At 71.6% G+C, this 20798-nt stretch carries 21 protein-coding genes and 1 pseudogene; 19 read left to right on the forward strand and 3 right to left on the reverse strand.

Annotated features, from left to right (window positions below; all coding sequences use genetic code 11):
- Positions 1–101: 101 nt before the first annotated feature.
- On the forward strand, positions 102–1742 hold the full coding sequence (locus amrb99_RS27240) for a hypothetical protein (protein ID WP_190861194.1): 1641 nt from the start codon (positions 102–104) through the stop codon (positions 1740–1742).
- A gap of 9 nt (positions 1743–1751) precedes the next feature.
- On the forward strand, positions 1752–2246 hold the full coding sequence (locus amrb99_RS27245) for a hypothetical protein (RefSeq protein ID WP_190861196.1): 495 nt from the start codon (positions 1752–1754) through the stop codon (positions 2244–2246).
- On the opposite strand, the gene amrb99_RS27250 is transcribed toward amrb99_RS27245, so the two are convergent.
- Complete coding sequence (locus amrb99_RS27250) at positions 2174–3205, reverse strand: hypothetical protein (protein ID WP_190861198.1); 1032 nt, start codon at positions 3203–3205, stop codon at positions 2174–2176. The two genes, amrb99_RS27245 and amrb99_RS27250, sit on opposite strands and share 73 nt — an antisense overlap.
- A gap of 225 nt (positions 3206–3430) precedes the next feature.
- On the opposite strand from amrb99_RS27250, the gene amrb99_RS27255 reads away from it, so the two are divergent.
- Positions 3431–4039, forward strand: coding sequence for a TetR/AcrR family transcriptional regulator (locus tag amrb99_RS27255; RefSeq protein ID WP_190861200.1), 609 nt, complete (start codon positions 3431–3433; stop codon positions 4037–4039).
- Positions 4040–4168: 129 nt separating this feature from the next.
- On the opposite strand, the gene amrb99_RS27260 is transcribed toward amrb99_RS27255, so the two are convergent.
- A complete protein-coding gene (locus tag amrb99_RS27260; protein ID WP_190861202.1) occupies positions 4169–4618 on the reverse strand; it encodes a MarR family transcriptional regulator in 450 nt (149 codons plus the stop codon).
- A gap of 134 nt (positions 4619–4752) precedes the next feature.
- On the opposite strand from amrb99_RS27260, the gene amrb99_RS27265 reads away from it, so the two are divergent.
- From amrb99_RS27265 to urtE, 13 genes are all read left to right on the forward strand, one after another.
- Positions 4753–6147 carry an MFS transporter gene (locus amrb99_RS27265; protein ID WP_190861204.1) on the forward strand — a complete coding sequence of 465 codons (1395 nt, stop codon included), beginning with the start codon at positions 4753–4755 and terminating at the stop codon, positions 6145–6147.
- 11 nt (positions 6148–6158) lie between these two features.
- Positions 6159–6806, forward strand: coding sequence for a nitroreductase family protein (locus amrb99_RS27270; protein ID WP_190861206.1), 648 nt, complete (start codon positions 6159–6161; stop codon positions 6804–6806).
- Between the two features lie 173 nt (positions 6807–6979).
- Complete coding sequence (locus tag amrb99_RS27275; protein WP_190861208.1) at positions 6980–7282, forward strand: urease subunit gamma; 303 nt, start codon at positions 6980–6982, stop codon at positions 7280–7282.
- A complete protein-coding gene (locus tag amrb99_RS27280; RefSeq protein ID WP_190861216.1) occupies positions 7279–7608 on the forward strand; it encodes an urease subunit beta in 330 nt (109 codons plus the stop codon). The genes amrb99_RS27275 and amrb99_RS27280 overlap by 4 nt, the downstream gene beginning before the upstream one ends.
- Positions 7601–9325, forward strand: a complete 1725-nt coding sequence (locus amrb99_RS27285; protein WP_190861218.1) for an urease subunit alpha — start codon at positions 7601–7603, stop codon at positions 9323–9325. The genes amrb99_RS27280 and amrb99_RS27285 overlap by 8 nt, the downstream gene beginning before the upstream one ends.
- Positions 9325–10065, forward strand: coding sequence for an urease accessory UreF family protein (locus amrb99_RS27290; RefSeq protein ID WP_190861220.1), 741 nt, complete (start codon positions 9325–9327; stop codon positions 10063–10065). The genes amrb99_RS27285 and amrb99_RS27290 overlap by 1 nt, the downstream gene beginning before the upstream one ends.
- Before the next feature lie 90 nt (positions 10066–10155).
- Complete coding sequence (gene ureG / locus amrb99_RS27295) at positions 10156–10863, forward strand: urease accessory protein UreG (RefSeq protein WP_190861222.1); 708 nt, start codon at positions 10156–10158, stop codon at positions 10861–10863.
- Positions 10860–11579, forward strand: coding sequence for an urease accessory protein UreD (locus tag amrb99_RS27300; protein ID WP_190861224.1), 720 nt, complete (start codon positions 10860–10862; stop codon positions 11577–11579). Before ureG ends, amrb99_RS27300 begins: the two co-directional genes overlap by 4 nt.
- A 197-nt stretch (positions 11580–11776) precedes the next feature.
- Positions 11777–12967 carry an urea ABC transporter substrate-binding protein gene (gene urtA, locus amrb99_RS27305; RefSeq protein WP_190861326.1) on the forward strand — a complete coding sequence of 397 codons (1191 nt, stop codon included), beginning with the start codon at positions 11777–11779 and terminating at the stop codon, positions 12965–12967.
- Positions 12968–13057: 90 nt separating this feature from the next.
- Complete coding sequence (gene urtB, locus amrb99_RS27310; RefSeq protein ID WP_190861226.1) at positions 13058–13936, forward strand: urea ABC transporter permease subunit UrtB; 879 nt, start codon at positions 13058–13060, stop codon at positions 13934–13936.
- 8 nt (positions 13937–13944) lie between these two features.
- Positions 13945–15045: an urea ABC transporter permease subunit UrtC gene (gene urtC / locus amrb99_RS27315; RefSeq protein ID WP_347256882.1), complete on the forward strand. Its 1101-nt coding sequence runs from the start codon at positions 13945–13947 to the stop codon at positions 15043–15045.
- Positions 15042–15851, forward strand: a complete 810-nt coding sequence (gene urtD / locus amrb99_RS27320) for an urea ABC transporter ATP-binding protein UrtD (protein ID WP_190861230.1) — start codon at positions 15042–15044, stop codon at positions 15849–15851. Before urtC ends, urtD begins: the two co-directional genes overlap by 4 nt.
- A 73-nt stretch (positions 15852–15924) precedes the next feature.
- Positions 15925–16632: an urea ABC transporter ATP-binding subunit UrtE gene (urtE, locus tag amrb99_RS27325; protein WP_241755974.1), complete on the forward strand. Its 708-nt coding sequence runs from the start codon at positions 15925–15927 to the stop codon at positions 16630–16632.
- Positions 16633–16863: 231 nt separating this feature from the next.
- Here the strand turns inward: urtE and amrb99_RS27330 are convergent, their stop codons facing one another.
- On the reverse strand, positions 16864–17388 hold the full coding sequence (locus amrb99_RS27330) for a TetR/AcrR family transcriptional regulator (RefSeq protein ID WP_347256883.1): 525 nt from the start codon (positions 17386–17388) through the stop codon (positions 16864–16866).
- Here amrb99_RS27330 and amrb99_RS27335 point away from each other — a divergent pair.
- The 3 genes and pseudogenes from amrb99_RS27335 to amrb99_RS27340 all read left to right on the forward strand — a co-directional run bounded on the left by amrb99_RS27335 (position 17282) and on the right by amrb99_RS27340 (position 20117).
- Complete coding sequence (locus tag amrb99_RS27335; RefSeq protein WP_241755976.1) at positions 17282–18493, forward strand: N-acyl homoserine lactonase family protein; 1212 nt, start codon at positions 17282–17284, stop codon at positions 18491–18493. The genes amrb99_RS27330 and amrb99_RS27335 overlap by 107 nt on opposite strands.
- 141 nt (positions 18494–18634) lie before the next feature.
- Positions 18635–18781: pseudogene (locus amrb99_RS51475) on the forward strand (IS256 family transposase); the annotation flags it as partial.
- Positions 18782–19199: 418 nt separating this feature from the next.
- Positions 19200–20117, forward strand: coding sequence for an NADP-dependent oxidoreductase (locus amrb99_RS27340; RefSeq protein WP_190861236.1), 918 nt, complete (start codon positions 19200–19202; stop codon positions 20115–20117).
- Positions 20118–20798 lie beyond the last annotated feature (681 nt).

Genomic DNA, 20798 nt, shown 5'->3' on the forward strand with positions numbered 1-20798 from the left:
ATTCATGGAGAAGGTGCGTGCCCCTTCTCACGGTTACATTGGGGCGGTATCCCTTACGGTCGCGGTGACCGGGACCGGGCTCTGTGAAGGGTGGCGGCTCGATGCGGCTGTGGAACGCGTGGCGGCGCATGCACGGCTGGTGGCTGCTGATGGTCGCGGCGGCGGTCGGGGCCTTCGGGTCGCTGCTGGCCTCGTCCTTGCCCGCGCTGGCCGGGTCGGCGATGGTGGCCGTGGCCAGCGGGCTGGCGGGGATGCTGACCGTTCGCGCGGAGCGCTCGATCGACCGCCGGTCGTCGCTCGAGCCGCCGCGCGTGCGCCGCGGCGCAGTGCGGCGCGTCCGGGAACTGGACGATCCGCTGGCCGTGGGCGTCCATCCCGCATTCGCCCTCGTGACGGAGAGCGGAGAGGTCGACGACTGCCCGCCGTTCGTCCGGCGGGACCGCAGTGATGACCTGGAGGACGCGCTGCGGTCCGGCGGGTTCGTGTTGGTGGTCGGTGAGTCGACTGCCGGCAAGACGAGAGCGGCCTTCGAAGCGATGCGCGTGTGCCTGCCCGATCACGTCTTCGTCCGTCCCCTGTCGCGGGACGAGCTGGCGGGCGCGCTGGACGCGGCGGCGCGGCATGACAAGAGCGTGCTGTGGCTGGACGACCTGGAGCTGTACCTGGGCGCGAACGGGTTGACGGCCGAGATGGTCAGCTCGCTGCTGGCCGCGCCGAAGGGTCACCGGGTCGTGCTGGCGACGATGCGCTCGCATGAACGGGCCCGTTACAGCCCACGATTCGCGCGTCGCGTGGGAGACGACCAGCGGCATTCGCTCAGGCGGGCCGGCGAAGCGCTGAACCTGGCCCGAGAGGTACGAATCGACCGTCTGTGGTCGTCCAAGGAGCGGCAGGGCGCGGCGGACAGAGCCGACGATCGCCGGATCGCGAGGGCCCTGGAACAGGCCGATCACTTCGGGGTGGCGCAGTACCTGGCGGCCGGTCCGGAGTTGTTCAAGGAATGGCAGGACGCCTGGGGGTCGTGGCCGGAGGGCAGACCGCGCGCGGCCGCCCTGGTCACCGCGGCGGTCGACGTCCGCCGCGCCGGATACCACCTGCCGCTGCCCGTCGCGTTCCTACAGGCGCTGCATCAGTCGTACCTGGACATGCCGACTCGTTCCCACCTGCGGCTGGAGACCTGGGAAGAGGCATTGGAGTGGGCGACGGAGCCGCTGCACGCGACCAGCAGCCTGCTCATGCCCGCCGCGGACGGCCACTACGTCGCCTTCGACTATCTGGCGGACGCGGCCGATGACGCCTCCTCCGTCCCGGGCGTCCCGTCGCACGCCTGGGAGGCCGTGACCGCCTTCGTGCCGCCCGCCGACGCGATCGATGTGGCTTGGGCGGCCTTCCTGCGCCACCGCCTGGACGTCGCCGAGCGGGCGTTGACCAGAGCGCTCGCCGGCGGCCGTCAGGAAGCCGCGCACGACTTCGCCTTCATGATGCGCGAGACCGGCCGTGACGAGGACGTGCTCACTTGGCTGGAGGGAGCGGTGCGGGCGGCGACACAGGCCGGGGCACCGCCCGAGGAGATCATTCTGCTGCGCGACCAGATCGCCTGGTGGATAGGCGGACGGTTTGAGGGCTCCGGTGACGTCCACACCGCGTACGACCTCGCCGAGACCGTGGTCGCCGACAGCACAAGGATCCTCGGCGCCGATCACCCGCTGACGTTGAAGAGCCACATCACGCTGATCCGATAGTTGGGCGACGTGCGCAGCCCCGAAGAGGCCCTTGCCATGGCGCGCGAAATCGCCGATATCGCCGCCCGCGTCCACGGCACCGACCACTGGACGCACCGGAACGCCCGGTTCGAGGTCGCGGTGTGGACGTTGTACTGCGGCGACCGACACCGGGCCGTACAGCGGTGGCGGGATCTGGCGGAGGACGAGGTCACCGAAAACCCGGCCGGTGTCGAGGATTGCCTGCGCAACATCACCGCGGTGCTGAACGAACTCGTTGATCCCGCCTTCAACGCCCAGTTGGTGCAATGGCTCGAGGCACTCGCAGAAAGTGCGTGCACAAATAGAGGTGTCGAGCAACCCACTCCAGAAAACACTCGGCGCGCTGCATGGAGCGTATGCGGCGTCGCGGGATGGGCCGCGGTCCGGTCGACCCATCCCGCGCGGGTGTCTCAGCGGCGCTGGAGCTTTGCGAGCATCAGGGTCGGGTCGTTTCCGGCGAGGTTCGCGCCGTTGGTCACATAGACCCGGTTTCCTCGAACGATGACGGCCGTGGTCCCCTGCATGCCGTCGTCGGCGTCCAGGAGGGTCTCGTGTGCGCCGTCCGCGCCGACGCGCACGAGCTTGCTGCTCTGGTTGATCGCGGCGAGGATCTCGGTGCCCCGGCCGGTGAAGTCGAAGTCGTCGATGCCCTCCAGGCCGGTGGCCCGGACCTCGGCCCGGCCGGAGCCGCCGTCCTTGGTCACCGGGATGCGGACGATGCCGCCGCGGTCGGAGTTGGTCGCCCATACGGCGCCGTCGTGGATCTTCATGCCGTTGGCGCCGAAGAAGCCGGCGGGCGCCAGGGCCGGGTCCGCCGACCACACCGAGGCCTCGCCGCCGCTCAGCGGGGCCTGCCAGATGCGCCCGCCGGCGGAGTCGGTGATCAGGAAGCGGTGCCGTCTCCGGTCGATGACCAGTGCGTTCGGAAAGGTGTCGGCGGGGAGCGGCACGACGAGCCGTGGCTCACCGGAGCGATCGAGCCGCCAGATCCCGGTCAGCCCGCCCTGCCCGGAGGAGTAGAGGAAGTAGACGGCGCCGCCGTCCGACCGGGCGACCCCGGTGACGTCGGGGGCCCCGACGACCGGGGTGGTGGCGCCGCCGCCGGGAGGCAGCGGCATGGTGGCGAGTACCTGGACGGCCCCGTCCCGCCCGACCCGCACCACCTGGCGGGCGGAGATCATGCCGATGACCACGCTGCCGCCGGGCTCCGGCGCGATGCTCTCGGCGACCTGGCCCGCGGCCCGGTCGAAGTGGGCGAGGACGCGCACGTCGCCCAGGCGGGCGCCGGCCGCGTGATCAAGGTCTGCCGGGACGGCGGCCGAGGCCGCGGTCGCGTCCGGGGCGGCGAGGGCCGCCGGGGCCGTGGCGAGCGCGGCGAGCAGGCCGACGAGACCGAGCGTGGCGGCGCGCCGCCGCACCCCGGCGGGGCGATCGAGGGACATGGCTTTCCTTTCCGTCGTGCGGGACGGAGAGGGGCGGCGATGGCGCCGGCCGGGATCGCGGGCGCGGACCCGGCGACGTCGGGCGGCCACGGTGCGGGATGACGACCACGGTCCTTCTGCCGCCTCCTCACCAGACTGTATCGTCCAGTACAGAAGTTCTGCGGCAGACTGTATCAGTCAATACAACGGGGCTGTACTGCGGAGTACAGAACACGGGAGAGGCCCATGGGACGCACGCCGACCACCACACGGGGTCGCGCGACCCGCAAGCGCATCCTCGATTCGGCGGCGGACCTCATCGAGCGGCGCGGCGTCGCAGCGGTGACGCTGGAGGACGTCGAACGCGCCGCGGGGGTCGGCCGCAGCCAGCTCTACCACTACTTCGACGACCGCGACGACCTCGTCCGCTCCGTGGTCCACCGCACCGTGGACAAGGTGCTGGCCGCGCAGGAGCCGCTGCTGGTGCAGGTCGACTCGCTGGCCGGCATCGACCGCTGGTTCGACGGGATCGTGGCCAACGGGACCCGGCAGGACGCGGTCGGCGGCTGCGCGATCGGCTCCTTGGCCAGCCAGCTCAGCGGCAGCGACGACCTCACCCGGCAGGCGTTCGTGGACGCCTTCGCGCGCTGGGAGGCCCCCCTCATCGCGGGCCTGCGCCGGATGCAGGAGTCGGGCGAGCTACGCCCGGACGTGGACGTCACCGAGCTGGCCGACCTCACCATGGCCGCGATCCAGGGCGGCCTCCTGCTGGCCCAGGTCCGCCGTGCACCGGACCAGCTCCGCCTCGCCCTGCGCGGCGCACGGGCGGCCTTGGAGGACGCACTCGCCCCGTGACCTGAGCAAAGTCCGCTTGCCGCTCAGCCGCAGGCCCCTCAAGGTGGCGTTCGGTCATGAGGGCGCCTCGATCGCGGACTCACACCTGCAGCTCCGGTCGCAGGGCGGCGGTCCATGCCTGCTTCGGGATCAGAGCCGCATGAGCTTGCCGACCAGGGCGGTGAGCTGGGCGCGTTCGCCGGCGGTGAGGGGGGCGAACGTCTCCTCCAGGTAGGAGGAGACGGTGCTCTCGGCGCCGGCGAGGCGTTCGCGGCCCTCGTCGGTGATGGTGACGGCGTAGGAGCGGCGGTCGTCGGGGTTGCGCTCGCGGCGCACGAAGCCGGACCGCTCCAGGTCGTCGCACACGTTCACCATGACGCTGCGGTCGATCCGCAGTTCCTCGCTGAGCACCTGCTGGGAGCAGGGGCCGACGGCGTCGAGCATCTTCAGCACCAGGTGCTGGCCGACGCCGAGGCCGTGCCGGGCGGCATGGGCGTCGGCGGCGCGGGCCAGGTACGCCGAGGCACGGCACATCGCGATGTCCGGGCGTTCGGCCGCGAGCGTCGGGAAGTACGCGGGCCTGGCGGGCTTGGAAGGCATGGGTCTCCTGCACTGTCGACCCGCCCGAGGTTACCAGAACCATCTGACCCACAATTGTTTGACAGCAGATCGTTTGCGAGCATACGGTTCCGTCTCGTTGCAGATCGTCTGCTCAAAGATGGAGTGATCTGGTGATGCGTTCCGACCGCCGGGCGACGGCGGCCCTGGTCCTGCTGTGCGCGGCGGTGTTCCTGGACTCGATGGACCTGTCGCTGATGGGCGTGGCACTGCCCGCCATCGGCGCCGACCTCGCGCTGCCCGACAGCACGCTGCAATGGCTGATGTCCGGCTACGCGGTGGCCTACGGCGGGTTCCTGCTCCTCGGCGGGAGGCTGGCCGACCTGCTCGGACGGCGCCGGATGTTCCTGGCATCGCTGGCGGTGTTCGCGGCGGCGAGCCTGGCGGGCGGCCTGCTCTCCGACGGCTGGCCCCTGGTCGCCACCCGCGTGGTGAAGGGCGTCGCGGCCGCGCTGACCGCCCCGGCGGCGCTGTCGCTGATCACGACCACGTTCGCCGAGGGACCGCGCCGCAACCGGGCGCTCGGTGTGTACGCGCTGGCCGGAGCGACCGGCTACAGCGCCGGACTGATCGCCTCCGGGCTGCTCACCGAGGTGAGCTGGCGGCTGGTGTTCTTCCTGCCGGTGCCTATCGCACTGCTCGTGCTCGCCGTCGCCCCCAGGGTGATCCCGGCCGGACGCACCACCGGCCCGCGCACGGGATTCGACACGGCGGGCGCCGGAGCCGTCACCGGCGGCGTCCTGCTGCTGGTCTACGCCCTCACCGAGACCGACTGGCCCGCCGGTGCGGCGGCGCTGGTGCTGCTGGGAGCGTTCGTGGTGATCGAGCGGCGCCGGCGCGACCCGCTCGTGCCGCTGGGCGTGTTCCGCTCGCGGCGGCTCACCTCGGCCAACCTGGCGGCGCTGGCCTGGGCGTGCGCGACGATCGGCTGGCAGTTCGCCGCCGTCCTCTACCTGCAGGGCGTGCTGGGGTACTCGGCGCTGGACACCGGGCTGGGGATCGTCCCGATGGGGCTGGCCATCGTCGTCACCGCCAACCTCGCCGGACGACTGATCGGACGCTGGGGCCTGCGCCGCACCGCCGCGCTCGGGCTGCTCGTCCAGGGCGCCGGGATCCTGCTGTTCCTGCGCACGGGAGCGTCCAGCGGCTACGCGACCGTGCTGCTGCCCGCGCTCATCGTGCACGGCGTGGGCAACGGCCTGTCGTTCCCCAGCCTCAACATCGCCGCGGTCGGGGCCCTGCCGGACGACCGCCAGGGCCTGGCCTCCGGCCTGGTCACCTCCGCCGTCCAGATCGGGGCCGGCATCGGCGTGGCGGTGCTCGCGGCCGTGATGGCGATCCCGGCCTCCGCACTGGACGGTTACCGCGCGGCGTTCCTGACCGCCGGATCCTTCTCGCTGCTCGGCGCGCTCATCGCCTGCCTCGGCCTGGGAACCCGAGCCGAACCCGCGGCCGGCGAACCAGCGGCCGACGAACCGACGACCTCCGCACCGACCTCCACAAGCGCCTGAGGAGCACCGCGATGACCCTCGACCTGACCCCCGACGAACTGCTGTCCACCACCCGAGCCGTCCGCAAGCGGCTCGACTTCGACAGGCCCGTCCCGCGCCGCCTCATCGAGGAGTGCGTCGACCTGGCCACCCAGGCCCCCACCGGACGCAACCGGCAGCGCTGGCACTTCATCGTGGTCACCGAGCCGCGCCTGCGCCGCAAGGTGGGCGACATCTTCCGCCGCGCGCTCGCCGCCGCGGAGGGGCAGCCACTCAACGAACACGACATCCGCCGCATGAACCACGCTCCGCGCTCCACCCAGGGCGTGTTCGACGGGCTGCGGCACCTGACCGACAACATCCACCGCGTCCCGGCGTTCGTCATCCCCGCCATCGAAGGACGCACCGATCACGCCTCGGCGGCCGTCCAATCCGGCACATGGGGCTCCATCCTGCCCGCGACCTGGAGCTTCATGCTCGCCGCCCGCGCCCGCGGCCTCGGCACCACCTGGACCACCGCCCAAGGCCCCCTCGAACACGAACTCGCCGCGGCACTGGGCGTCCCCTACAACGAGGTCATGCTCGCCGCGTTCATCCCGCTCGCCTACGCGATCGGCACCGACTTCAAACCCGCACCCCGCATTCCACGCGACCAGGTCCTGCACTGGGAACGTTGGTGAACACCGGACCGTTTCGATTTCGCCGAGATACTTTCCGCGCAGAAGCTCAGAATGGCTCTGTTCTGCCTTTTTGAAGCAGGGCTCGGGCCCTCCTGTGCCGAACACGTTAATTCGCTGTTAAATCCGCAATACGCCCGGCGTCGTGTTCCCTTCCGGCCAGTAGGGTCCGGAGCGTGCTGATCAGCCCACATGAACAGGAGCGCCTGCTGCTGCACGTCGCCGCGTCGGTCGCGCAGGCGCGCCGCGCTCGCGGTCTGCGGCTCAACCATCCGGAGGCGACCGCGGTCATCGCGGTCCACGTGCTGGAGGGCGCGAGGGACGGGCGGTCGGTCGCCGAGTTGATGGAGTCCGGCCGGACGGTGCTGACACGGGAGGACGTCATGGAAGGCATTCCGGAGATGCTCGACTCGGTGCAGGTCGAGGCGACCTTCCCCGACGGCACCAAGCTCGTCACCGTCCACCGGCCGATCCCGTGAGCGGGCGCCCTCTCGTTCCGGGCGAGGTCGTCCCCGGAGACGGGCCGCCGGTCGCCCTCAACCCCGGACGCCCGCGCACGGCCGTCACCGTCGTCAACACCGGCGACCGGCCCGTCCAGGTCGGGTCGCACTACCACTTCGCGGTGGCGAACCCGGCGCTGGAGTTCGACCGGTCCGCGGCCTGGGGACACCGGCTCGACGTCCCGGCGGGCACGTCGGTGCGGTTCGAGCCGGGCCTGACCCGGGAGGTCGCGCTGGTGCCGCTGGCCGGGAACCGGGTGGTGCCGGGTCTGCGGCCCGAGCAGGCCGGAGCGCTGGATGGCTGACCTCTCACGGGCCCGGTACGCGCAGCTGTACGGCCCCACCGCCGGAGACCGGATACGGCTGGCCGACACCGACCTGTTCATCGAGGTGACCGAGGACCGGAGCCGCGGCGCGGGAGCGGGCGACGAGGCGGTCTTCGGGGGCGGCAAGGTGATCCGCGAGTCGATGGGGCAGGCGCGCACCACGCGCGCGGACGGCGCCCTCGACCTGGTCGTCACCGGGGCCGTGGTGCTGGACCACTGGGGCGTCGTCAAGGCCGACGTCGGGGTCCGCGACGGCAGGATCGTCGCGCTCGGCAAGGCCGGTAACCCCGACACGATGGACGGCGTCCACCCGGACCTGGTGATCGGGCCGTCCACCGAGGTGCTGGCGGGCAACGGCCGCATCCTGACCGCCGGGGCGGTGGACTCCCACGTCCACCTCATCTGCCCGCAGCTGCTGGAGGAGGCGCTCGGCGCCGGGGTCACCACCGTGATCGGAGGCGGGACCGGCCCGGCCGAGGGGACGAAGGCCACGACCGTGACCGGAGCCTGGTACCTGGCCCGGATGCTGGAGTCGCTCGACTCGTGGCCGGTGAACGTCGCGCTCCTCGGCAAGGGCAACACGGTCGGCGAGGAGGCGCTGTGGGAGCAGCTGCGCGCCGGGGCGTCCGGCTTCAAGCTGCACGAGGACTGGGGTTCGACCCCGGCGGCCATCGACGCCTGCCTGCGGGTCGCCGACGCGTCCGGGGTGCAGGTCGCCCTGCACTCCGACACCCTGAACGAGGCGGGGTACGTCGAGTCGACGCTCGGCGCCATCGCCGGCCGGTCGATCCACGCGTACCACACCGAGGGCGCGGGCGGCGGGCACGCGCCCGACATCATCACCATCGCCGCGTACCCCAACGTGCTGCCCTCCTCCACCAATCCGACCCGGCCGCACACCGTCAACACCCTCGACGAGCACCTCGACATGCTCATGGTGTGCCACCACCTGAACCCGTCGGTGCCCGAGGACCTGGCCTTCGCCGAGTCGCGCATCCGGCCGACGACCATGGCCGCCGAGGACGTCCTGCACGACCTCGGCGCGATCGCGATGATCGGGTCGGACTCGCAGGCCATGGGACGGATCGGCGAGACGGTGATCCGCACCTGGCAGACCGCGCACGTCATGAAGCTCCGCCGCGGCTCCCCGGGCGAGGGCGGCGCCGCGGAGCCGGCCGACAACCTGCGGGCCCGCCGCTACGTCGCCAAGTACACGATCAACCCGGCCATCGCGCACGGCCTCGACGGCGAGATCGGCTCGGTGGAGCCGGGCAAGCTCGCCGACCTGGTGCTGTGGCATCCCGCCTTCTTCGGCGTCCGCCCGCAGGTGGTCGTCAAGGGCGGGGTCATCGCCTGGGCGGCGATGGGCGACGCCAACGCCTCGATCCCCACGCCGCAGCCGGTGCTGCCCCGGCCGATGTTCGGTGCCGCGCCGCGCACCGCCGCCGCCACCTCGGTGCACTTCGTGGCCCCCGCCGCGATCGACGCGGGGCTGGCCGACCGGCTCGCGGTGGACCGCGCTCTGGTGCCGGTCAAGGACACGCGCCTGGTGGGCAAGGCGGACATGGTGCTCAACGACGCGCTCCCCCGGATCGACGTCGACCCGGACACCTTCACGGTGTCGATCGACGGCGACGACGTGGAGCCCTCCCCCGCGACCGAGCTGCCGATGGCGCAGCGCTACTTCCTGTTCTGATGGCGCTGCCGGCACCGCTGCTGCTTCTCGCCGACTCCCGGCTCCCGGCGGGCGGCCACGCCCACTCCGGCGGGCTGGAACCGGCGGCGGAGGCGGGCGCGGTCACCGACCTCCCGACGCTCACGGCCTTCCTGCGCGGGCGCCTCGCCACCACCGGACTGGTCGCCGCCGCGCTCTCGGCCGCCGCCTGCGCCCACGCGGCCCGCACCGTGGACGGGACGGCGCGTACGCGCGGCGAAGCCGGCGGGGACGACGGGGACGGCGGCCTTGGCGGGCACGAGGCATGGTCGGTGCTCGACGCCGAAGCCGACGCCAGGATGCCCTCCCCCGCCGGCCGCCGGGCCTCACGGGCCCAGGGCCGGTCGCTGCTGCGCGCCGTCCGCGCCATGTCGCCGCACCCGGTACTGGACGCCCTCGCGGCCTTCTCCGCTCCGCACCACCCGCTCGTCCTCGGCGCCGCCGTCGCCGTCACCGGAGGCTCCCCCGCGGACGCCGCCTCGATCGGCGCGTACGGGGCGGTCGCCGGCCCCGCGTCCGCGGCCGTGCGCCTGCTCGGGCTCGACCCGCTGGCCGTGCACCGCGCGCTCGCGGACCTGGCTCCGCAGGTGGACGCGGTCGCCGCCGAGGCCGCCGGACACGCGCGCGGTGATCCCCGAGAGCTTCCGGCCGCTTCGGCACCCGCCCTCGACATCTTCGCCGAACTGCACCTCCAGGCGGACCTGCGCCTGTTCGAATCCTGATCCCGCGGCAGAGACCACCACCCACGGCCACCACACGAGCAGGGCGGCGATCGTCCCGACCGGGACACGCCGCCGGAGAGGACGTCCCGAATGGGCGCGAACCACGATCACGATCCCCACCCGGCACCGTCGGCCCACGGGCGGGCCCTGCGGCTGGGCGTCGGCGGTCCGGTCGGCAGTGGCAAGACCGCGCTGGTGGCGGCGCTGTGCCGGACGCTCCGCGACGAACTCCACCTCGCCGTGGTGACCAACGACATCTACACGACCGAGGACGCCGACTTCCTGCGGCGCAACGCGGTCCTGTCGGACGACCGGATCGCCGCCGTCCGGACCGGATGCTGCCCGCACACGGCCATCCGCGACGACATCTCCGCCAACCTCGACGCCGTCGAGTCGCTGGAACGGCGGCACGCGCCGCTCCACCTCGTCATCGTGGAGAGCGGCGGCGACAACCTCACCGCGACGTTCAGCCGGGGGCTCGTCGACCGGCAGATCTTCGTCCTCGACGTCTCCGGCGGCGACAAGGTCCCCCGCAAAGGGGGGCCCGGAGTGAGCGGCGCGGACCTGCTGGTCGTCAACAAGACCGACTTGGCCCCGCTCGTCGGCGCCGACCTGGGCGTGATGGACCGCGACGCGGCGCAGGTGCGCCGCGGAAAGCCGGTGATCTTCAGTTCGCTGCGGGAGCGTCCCGGTGCTCCGGAGGTGGCCGGCTGGGTCCGGTCCGTCCTCGAGGAGACGCACGCGGCCCGGTCCGAGGCGGGCACCGCGCGGCCGGCGGTCGCTCCCGGGGCTCCGTGACCCGGCACTACACGGCGCGCGCCGCAGTCCACGTCGAGCTCGGCGCCGACGGGCGGACCCGGCTGGCGACGCTGCGCTCCGACGGGCCGTACGCGCTGCGCGCCGCCCCGGACGCCGTCTACCTGGTCGGGGCCGCCGCGGGACCCCTCGGAGGGGACGAGCTGCACCTCGAACTGGACGTCGCGGCGGGCGCCGCCCTCGCCGTCCGGTCCGTCGCGAGCGCGCTGCTGCTCCCCGGCGCCGGCGAGTCCCGAGCGTACGTGCGGGCCGCGGTCGGACCGGGCGGCCACCTTGACCTCGCCTTGGAGCCGGCGGTCGCGACGGCGGGCTGCCACCACCGTTCGGTCACCGAGATCGCGCTCGCGGACGGCGCCACCCTGCGGTGGCGCGAGGAACTCGTCCTGGGCCGGCACGGCGAACCGCCGGGCCGCTACACCGCCCGCGTCGACGTCACCAGCGGCGGCGACCCGGTCCTGCGGCATGAGCTGCGGCTGCCCGACCGCACCCTGCACACCAGCGGCGCCGTGCTGGGCGGCGCGACCTGCACCGGAAGCGTGCTGCTCGTCGGTCCCGGGCTGGCGAAGGAGCCGCATGCCGCCGAAGGGCTCGCGGTCATGCCGCTCGCGGGACCGGGGGTCCTGGTCGCCGCGCTCGCGGCCGACTCCGCGGCGCTCCGCCGCCGGCTCGTCCACGGCGAGAGCCTCGCGACCGGCTGAGTAAACCGGGGCCGGCACCGGGCATGCCCCGCCGGTGAGGTTCAGTTGACGCACCGGATACAAAGCAGAATTACCGAGGACACAGCTCGCGGCTTGCATTAACCCGACTCACACGGTGAGCGATCCGCCCACCGGTTTCGGGGCCTGTCCGCAAGGAGTGGTACGTGCTCAGGAAATCTCTGCCGGTATTGGCCGCCATGGCCGCCGCGACGCTGCTGTCCCTGGCCGCCTGCGGCGACTCGGAATCCTCGGGCGGAACGGCGGCGGCGAGCGGGAACACCATCAAGGTCGGTGTCCTGCACTCGCTGAGCGGGACCATGGCCATCAGCGAGGTCACCGTCAAGAATTCCGAGCTGATGGCGATCGACGAGATCAACGCCGCCGGCGGAGTCCTCGGCAAGAAGCTCCAGCCGGTCGTCGAGGACGGCGCCTCCGACTGGCCCACCTTCGCCGAGAAGGCGCAGAAGCTCATCCGCAAGGACAAGGTCGCGACCGTCTTCGGCGGCTGGACGTCGGCCAGCCGCAAGGCGATGCTGCCCGTCTTCGAGCGCAACAAGGCACTGCTGTGGTATCCGGTGCAATACGAGGGCCTGGAAAGCTCGCCGTACATCTATTACACCGGCGCGACCACGAACCAGCAGATCGTGCCCGCCCTGGACTACCTCAAGGAGAAGGGCAAGAAGAAGATATTCCTCGTCGGCAGCGACTACGTCTTCCCGCGCACCGCGAACAAGGAGATCAAAGCCTACGCCAAGGCCAATGGCATGACCATTCTCGGCGAGGAGTACACCCCGTTGGGGGCGACGGAGTACAGCACGCTCGTCAACAAGGTCATGCAGGCGAAGCCGGACGCGGTGTTCAACACCCTCAACGGTGACAGCAACGTCGCGTTCTTCAAGCAGCTCAAGAGCGCCGGCGCGACGGCGTCCTCGCTGCCGGTGATGTCGGTGAGCATCGCCGAAGAGGAGGTCAAGGGCATCGGGGTGGACAACGTCGCAGGCCAGCTCGTCGCCTGGAACTACTACATGACGACCCCGGGCAAGACCAACGAGGCGTTCGTGAAGGCGTTCAGGGCCAAGTACGGCGCGGACAAGGTGACCTCCGACCCGATGGAGGCGGGCTACAACGCCGTCAAGCTGTGGGCGGCGGCCGTCCAGAAGGCCGGGACGACCGAGGTCGAGGCGGTGAAGAAGGCCGCGGGCGGCATCTCCCTCGACCTGCCGGAAGGCAAGGTGACGATCGACGGCGCCAACCACCACATGTACAAGACCGCCCGCATCGGCGTGATCCAGCCCGACGGCACGATCAAGGAGGTGTGGGACTCCGGCAAGCCGATCGCACCGGACCCCTACCTCAAGAGCTACCCGTGGGCCGCCGGCCTGTCCTGACCCGTCCCGCCGCCGTCATCGGGCGGCCCCGGCCGGCCCGATGACGGCGCGGCCCGACGGACCCGCCGACCAAGGGCACCGAGGAGTCGCATGGAAGCCCTGCTCAGCCAGTTGCCGATCGGCCTCAGCATCGCAGCCGTCCTGATGCTGGTGGCCCTCGGCCTGACCTTCACCTTCGGCCAGATGGGCGTGATCAACATGGCCCACGGCGAGTTCATGATGGCGGGCGCCTACACGGCGTACGTCCTGCAGGACTGGACCGGACGAGAGGCGGTCCTGGCGGCGCTCCCGGTCGCGTTCGCCGTCGCCGGCGCGATGGGCCTGGTCCTGGAGCGGGCGGCCGTCCGCCGCTTCTACGGCCGGCCGCTCGACACGCTGCTGCTCACCTGGGGGGTCAGCCTCGTCCTCCAGCAGCTCGCGCGCGACATCTTCGGCGCGCCGAACGTCCAGGTGCGCGCCCCCGGCTGGCTGGACGGCGGCGTCCGGATGTTCGGGTCGCAGCTGCCCTACACCCGGCTGTTCATCATCGTCCTCGCCGCGGTCTCGGCGCTCGCGATCTGGGGCTACCAGAACCGGACGCGGCAGGGCCGGCGGATGCGCTCGGTGATGCAGAACCGCCAGCTCGCCGCGTGCAGCGGCGTCAACACCGGACGGGTCGACCAGCTCACCTTCTTCATCGGGTCCGGCCTCGCCGGGATCGCGGGCGTCGCGCTGACGCTGATCGGCCCGATCGGCCCCAACCTCGGCACCTACTACATCGTCGACGCCTTCCTGGTCGTGGTCGCCGGCGGCCTCGGCCGGCTCCGCGGCGCGGTCATCGCCGCGCTGGCCCTCGGGCTGCTGGACTCCTACGCCGAGTTCTGGACCGACGCCAGCCTGGCCAAGGTGATCGGCTTCGTGGCGATCGTGGTGTTCCTGCAGGCACGCCCGCAGGGGCTGTTCGTCCTGCGCAGCCGGGCGCTGACATGACCGCGCGGATGCGCGGACCCGCGCTCTTCACGGCCGTCGCGCTGCTGGTCCTCGTGGTCGCGCCGGCCGTCCTGGACCCGTTCCGGCTGGGCCTGCTCGCCAAGTACCTGTGCTTCGCGATCGCCGCGCTCGGCATCGGGCTCGCCTGGGGCCAGGGCGGCATGCTCACCCTCGGGCAGGGCGTGTTCTTCGGGCTCGGCGGCTACTCGATGGCGATGTACCTCAAGCTCCACGACGCCGGGCCCGGCAACCTCCCCGACTTCATGGTCTGGAGCGGCGTGGAGCGGTTGCCGCTGCTGTGGAAGCCCTTCTCCAGTCCCGTGTTCGCCATCGCGGCCGCGGTGGTCGTGCCCGCCGCCGCGGCCGCGCTCCTGGGACTCCTGGTGTTCCGCCAGCGCGTGCGCGGCGCCTACTTCGCCATCCTCAGTCAGGCGCTGGCGGCCGCCTTCACGATCTGGCTGGTCGGCCAGCAGGGTCTCACCGGCGGCACCAACGGGCTCACCCACTTCTACGACGTCTTCGGCCGGGACCCGGAGACCGACGGCGCCAAGCGCGTCTTCTACTTCGTGGTGGCCCTCGTGCTGGGCGCCCTGTACCTCCTCGCCCGCCAGCTGGTGAAGAGCCGCTTCGGCCGGCTGCTGGTCGCGGTGCGCGACGGCGAGGACCGGGTCCGGTTCCTCGGCTACAACCCCGCCACCGTCAAGACCGTGGCCTTCGCCGTCTCCGCCGCCATGGCGGGCATCGCCGGCGCCCTGTACGTACCGGTCGTCGGCATCATCTCGCCCTCGCTGCTCGGCGTCGTCCCGTCCATCGAGCTCGTGGTCGCGGTCGCCATCGGCGGACGGTTCTCGCTGGCCGGGGCGGCCCTCGGCGGAGTCCTGCTCAACTGGGCGCACACCACGTTCAGCGAGCAGTACCCGAGCGGCTGGGTCTACCTGCAGGGCCTGATGTTCATCCTCGTCATCATGGTGGCGCCCGGCGGCGTCGCCGGTGCCGCCCGATGGGCCGGCGAGGCGATCGCACGGCGCCGGAAGGATCCCGGTCCGTCCTCCGTCCCGGAACCGGCGGGGTCCACCGCGCACGGACAGAAGGAGGTTGCCGCTCCATGACGTCTCCCTTCCCTCCCGCCGAAGCACCCGCGTCGGACGCCCACACGGACCCCGCGGCCCCCGCTCTTCTGGAGATCCGCGGGCTGGAGGTCGTCTTCGGCGGGTTCCGCGCCCTCAACGGCGTCGATCTCACCGTGCGGCAGGGCGAACTCCGCTTCCTGATCGGGCCCAACGGAGCCGGGAAGACCACGCTGATCGACGTGATCACGGGCCTGACCCGGCCGGCGAGCGGATCGGTGGGCTTCGCCGGCACCTCCCTGCTGGGACGGCGGGAGCACCGCATCGTGCGGCTCGGGATCGGGCGGACGTTCCAGACCTCCGTGGTCTTCGAGGAACTCACGGTGGCCGAGAACATCGACCTGGCCGCCTGCTTCCGCCGCCCGCTGGCCACGCTGCTCCGGCAGCGGCGCGGCACGTCCGAGGCCGTCGCGACCGCGCTGGAGCGGACCGGGCTGGCCGACATGGCGGACCGGCCCGCCGGGGTGCTGTCGCACGGCCAGCGGCAGTGGCTGGAGATCGGCATGCTGATCGCGCAGCGGCCCCGGTTGCTGCTGCTCGACGAACCCGTGGCGGGCATGAGCCGCACCGAACGCGAGCGGACGGGCGAGCTGCTCGTCGAGATCGCGAAGGACCACACGGTCATCGTCGTCGAGCACGACATGGAGTTCCTCCGGCGGTACGCGTCCCAGGTGACCGTCCTGCATGAGGGCAGCGTGCTCATGGAAGGGGACGTCGCCGCGGTCCAGGCCGATCCCCGCGTCCAGGAGGTCTACCTCGGCCGGTCGAGGGACGAGAAGACGCCATGAGCGACGTGAGCCGGAAGCAGCGGGCGCCGCTCCAGGGAACGGGCGGCGGCCTCAGCACGAGCGGGGAGACGGCATGGCCGAGATGATGCTCCAGGTCAGTGGATTGCAGGCCGCGTACGGGCGGTCGCAGGTGCTGTTCGGAGTGGACCTGACGGTACGCCCGGGCGAACTCGTCACCGTCATGGGCCGCAACGGGGTCGGGAAGACCACCCTGCTCAACTCGATCATGGGCCTCCTCCCCCCGACCGCCGGAACGGTCACCTTCGACGGCACCGACGTGACACGGATGCGCACCTTCCAGCGCGTCCGCTCGGGCATGGGCTACGTGCCGCAAGGGCACGAGACGTTCCCGCAGCTCACCGTCTGGGAGAACCTCCAGGTGACCCTGGAGGCCACAGGGCGGACCGACCGGACCGCCATCGACGACGCCCTGGAGGTCTTCCCACGGCTGACCGGGCTGCTGAAACGCCGGGCCGGATTCCTGTCGGGCGGGCAGCAGCAGCAACTCGCGATCGCCCGCGCCCTGGTGCCCCGCCCGCGCCTCCTCATCCTCGACGAGCCGACCGAGGGCGTCCAGCCGTCGATCATCCGCGAGATCGAGGAGGCCATCGAGGGACTCCACCGGGACCGCGACCTCGCGGTCCTGCTCGTCGAGCAGTACTTCGACCTGGCCCTCCGCCTGGCCGACGCCTTCGTGATCCTCGACGGCGGCACGGTCCGGCACTCCGGCACGGCCGCCGACCTGCACACCGACGAGGTGAAGGACCTTCTCGCCGTCTGAACCGACACGGGACGCCGGCCGCGCCCGCCGCGCGCGAGCTCGACGAGTTCGTCCGCAACATCGCCGCGCTGCCGGACGGCGTCGTCGCGGCGGTCAGGCACGCCGTCTTCCCCAAAGATCATGCCGTTGGCCTGGCACGGGGAGAACGACACCTGGGCCGGGCTCGTCTTCCGCTCCGCCACGGCGCAGTTCATGGGCCGGACGCCGGCTCAGGCGTTCACGGTGCAGCCATCACGCTGAGTTGAGGCCGGCCGCGATGACCGTGGTCAGCCGAGTCAGGTAGGCGTCGTCGACGGGGCTCCCGGTCAGCAGCAGGCGGCCCAGCAACGGCGAGATCAGCAGGTCGAGACCCAGTTCGCGGTCGATGTCGGCGGGCAGTTCGCCGCGCTCGATCCCCCGGCGCAGCACGGCGTCGGCAGCGGCGCGGCGCGGTCCGGCCACCGCCTCGCGGAGCGCGGCGCCGAGTTCGGGACTGCGCGTGGCCTCGGCCATCATGTCCAGCGCGATCCGTTTGATCCGCGGATCGGCGACCTGCGCGATGATCACATCCAGGAAGCCGCGCACATCGCCGGTCAGAGACCCGGAATCCGGCACCTCCGGCACGCTCCGGCGCACCGCCGCCGCGAGCAGGTCGAGCAGCATGGCCTGCTTGGACGGCCAGCGGCGGTACACGGCGGCCTTGCCGACACCGGCCCGCCGGGCCACCGCGTCGACGGACATGCGGGCATATCCGGTCTCGGCCAACTCGTCGAACATCGCGGCGGCGATCGCGGTGGTGACGGACTCCTGGAGTACCGCGGCGCCGGCCGGCTCGCGCTTGCGTGGCATGCCCGCAGCCTACAACAGGACGGAACGGTTGCGTTCCAACGTGAGGGAGGGGGAGTCGGTCATGAACATCCACCCGCTGCGCATCGGCCGCACCAAGGTCCCGTTCGGCCAGTTCTACGGTGGCCTGGAAGGGTTCTCCATCAGCGAGTTCGCCGCGGACAAGGACCACTTCATCTGGGTGCCGATCCACGCCTACCTGCTCGAGCACCCGACCGCCGGCCCGATCCTGGTGGACACCGGGATCAGCCCGGAGCAGGCCGCGCACACCGACTACTACCGCGGCTCGATCATGGAGCACGTGATGGACGCCGACGAGTACGACCTGCCGGACGAGGAGACCATGCCGGCCCAAGTCGCGCGGCTCGGCTACCGCCCGGAGGACATCCGCGCAGTATTCATCACGCATTTCCATGAGGACCACGTCGGCGCGCTCAACCTGTTCGCACACGCCCCGGTGTACCTGGGCGCGGCCGAATACGCGGCGCGCGAGGACAAGGTGTTGGGCCTCGTGCCGTTGGCCTATCCGCCGTCGATCGCGGCGATCACCGATTGGCGCCCGCTCGAGTTCACCGGCCCGGCCCTCGGCGGCTTCACCGGCTCGGCGGACGTGTTCGGTGATGGCAGCGTCATCGCCCTGCCCACCCCAGGGCACAGCCCCGGCAGCACCAGCGTGCTGGTCGATCACCGGTTCCTCCTGACCGGGGACGCGATGTACACCATCCGGCATCTTGCGGTCGACCAGGTGCGCGCCATCCAGACCGGCGGCGAGACCCGCTACGTCGACTCGATCCGCCGCATTCAGTGGCTGCGCCGGGAACTCCCGGAACTGCTCGTCCTGACCTCGCACGACCACACCGACTACGGCGAGCGGCTGATCGCCGGCCTGGCCACCGGCCGGCTGTCCGATGCGGACCTCGCCTGGGCCAAGGCCTACGAACGGGCCGCCTTCGACGAACTCGCCAACATCAACCCGGCCCGGCTCCCCCGTTTCGTGCCGGCGGCGGACGGCGGCCCCGTCGGGCAGGCGAACTGATCGAGCGCTCCCCGACGTCCGTCAACGGTCACACCGTCCGGACCATGACGGCCTTGGACACCACTGTCGCGGCGAGGGTGTGCACCTGGGGGGGTAAATGGTGTCCAGGCGCACGCCTGAGACCTGCGGATCGGCCGAGAAGAGGCCGAGGCGCCCGCCTACGTCGCCCGGTTCCTCGACGAGCAGCGGCGCCGTCTGGTCATGCGCAACGGCCCGCACCAGCCGCGCGAGGTCCTCATTTCGGCGGGGGCGATCGAGATGAGGGCCCCGCGCGTCAACGACCAGCGCCCGATCCGGTCACGGGTGCCAATGCACGCCGCGTCCGACAATGCGACCACAGTCACGACAAATCCAGTTCGGAACTCCCGAATCCATCCCCCGGAGCTTCTTCACGCCGTGTTCGTGGAGACAAGCCGAGTCGTGATAACGCGAATAACCCGCGCTCGGCGATCTGGGCGACCGGTGCATCTCCTTGCGGTACAACCACTGCTCTACCGCGTCCAGGAGGCGCTCGACAAGCCGGTCAAACCTCTCGCCCATGAAGAGACGGTAACGCTTTGTCCCCTCGATGGCCCAGGGCGTTGAGCGGTTGGCTCCGGCCGCCCGTACCGAACCACTGAAACGCGTCGCGTTCTGCCTGAGCGGGGAACACACAGTCACGGACCTGCGCATAGAGCGGGTGAGCACGAGGTAGACGGAGGTTAGAATGAAGGCGATCGTCGCGACTGATCAGTCTGCGGAAGCGGCCGGGATCAAGCTGGCGGAGCGGCCTGAGCCGACGCCGGCGATCAACGATGTCGTCGTTGAGGTCCATGCGTCCGGCTTCGTCCCGGCAGAGTGGGAGTGGCCCTCGACGTGGGTCGACCGCTCCGGTCACGACCGGGTCCAGGCGATCATCGGCCACGAGTTCGCCGGAGTGGTCACCTCCCTCGGCTACGGCACGACGGGACTCTCGCCGGGCCAGCGAGTGTTCGGGATCACGGACTGGCACCGCGACGGAACCCTGGCCGAGTACGCGGCCGTGGAGGCGCGCAACCTCGCGCCGCTGCCCGGGGACGTCGACTTCACGGTGGGTGCGAGCCTGCCGATCTCCGGCCTGACCGCGTGGCAGGGCCTGTTCCAGCATGGTCGTCTTCAGGCGGGGCAGAGCGTCCTGGCACACGGCGCCGCCGGCGCGGTCGGATCCATGGTGACGCAGCTCGCGCGGGAGTTCGGCGCCTACGTCATCGGTACCGGGCGGGCAGCGGACCGCCAAGCGGCGCTCGACTTCGGCGCGAACGAGTTCCTCGCCCTCGACGACGGGGATCTCGAAGACGTCGGAGGCGTCGACCTGGTCTTCGATGTCATCGGTGGTGACGTCCAGAGGCGCTCGGCGAGCATCATCCGGCCCGGCGGGACGCTGGTGTCGGTGGTCGGGCCCGCTGAGACTCGTCCTGTCGACGGTCTCGCGGTCGACTTCGTCGTCGAGTCCGTCCCGAGTCAGCTGGTGGAGATCGTCGACCGGGTGCGGGACGGACGCCTTCGCACGCAAATCGGAACCGTCGCGACCCTCGACGACGCCGTCCCGGTGCTCAACCCGACCGAGCGGCGCAAGGGCAAGACGGTCATTCGCGTGCGCCCCTGAGCTTCCTGGAACGGGCGGAACGAGGCCCACACCATCGAACTCGGGCAGTGGGACGGGCCAGTCGCCCGCCCTGCTGGAAAGCGAGCTCTTGGCGGGACGACGAACCTCGCCGGAGACGATCCGCCCCTGATGCTCGCAAGCTGCGGCGGTGCTGACGCACCGTCTCAGCGGAGCGCGTTGTCATCGGGCTGTCGGCCCGCCCGACGTGTGCAGGACGGTGACTGCTGCGGGGCCCGTGGCGCCATGGCACCGACCGGTTCGATGCCTCCATGGGACGCCGACCCCCACCACACCGACCGGGCGGTCACCTCGATTTGTCGAGGCGGCACCGCCTTCTCGGGGTCGGCGTGCGGGTCGTCCCAGCCGGGTTCGACACCGGCCCCCATGGTCGGCGGCTCGGCACCGTCAGGGCTGAAGCCGGCAACGACGGCGGCGCATCCGAGGCCGAGGTTGTGCTGCAGAGCCGCCTCTGCCCTCTCGACCTGGCGCCGACCGACGGCGCCCCGCAACTGCCGGGTCAGTTCGGCTCACTGCGCCAGGTCAGCGGCGCCCAGCGGATGCCCTTCACGATGAGCCTGTCCGACGGGTGCACGACCAGCCCGTCCCGCCGTAGGTGGTGGCCTCGCGCTCGACGACCAAGTGCCGCTCTCCCTCCCGAACCCGAGCGCGATCGGCCGCCTC

Origin of the sequence: Actinomadura sp. RB99 (assembly GCF_014706005.1) — a bacterium.
Classification (GTDB): domain Bacteria; phylum Actinomycetota; class Actinomycetes; order Streptosporangiales; family Streptosporangiaceae; genus Spirillospora.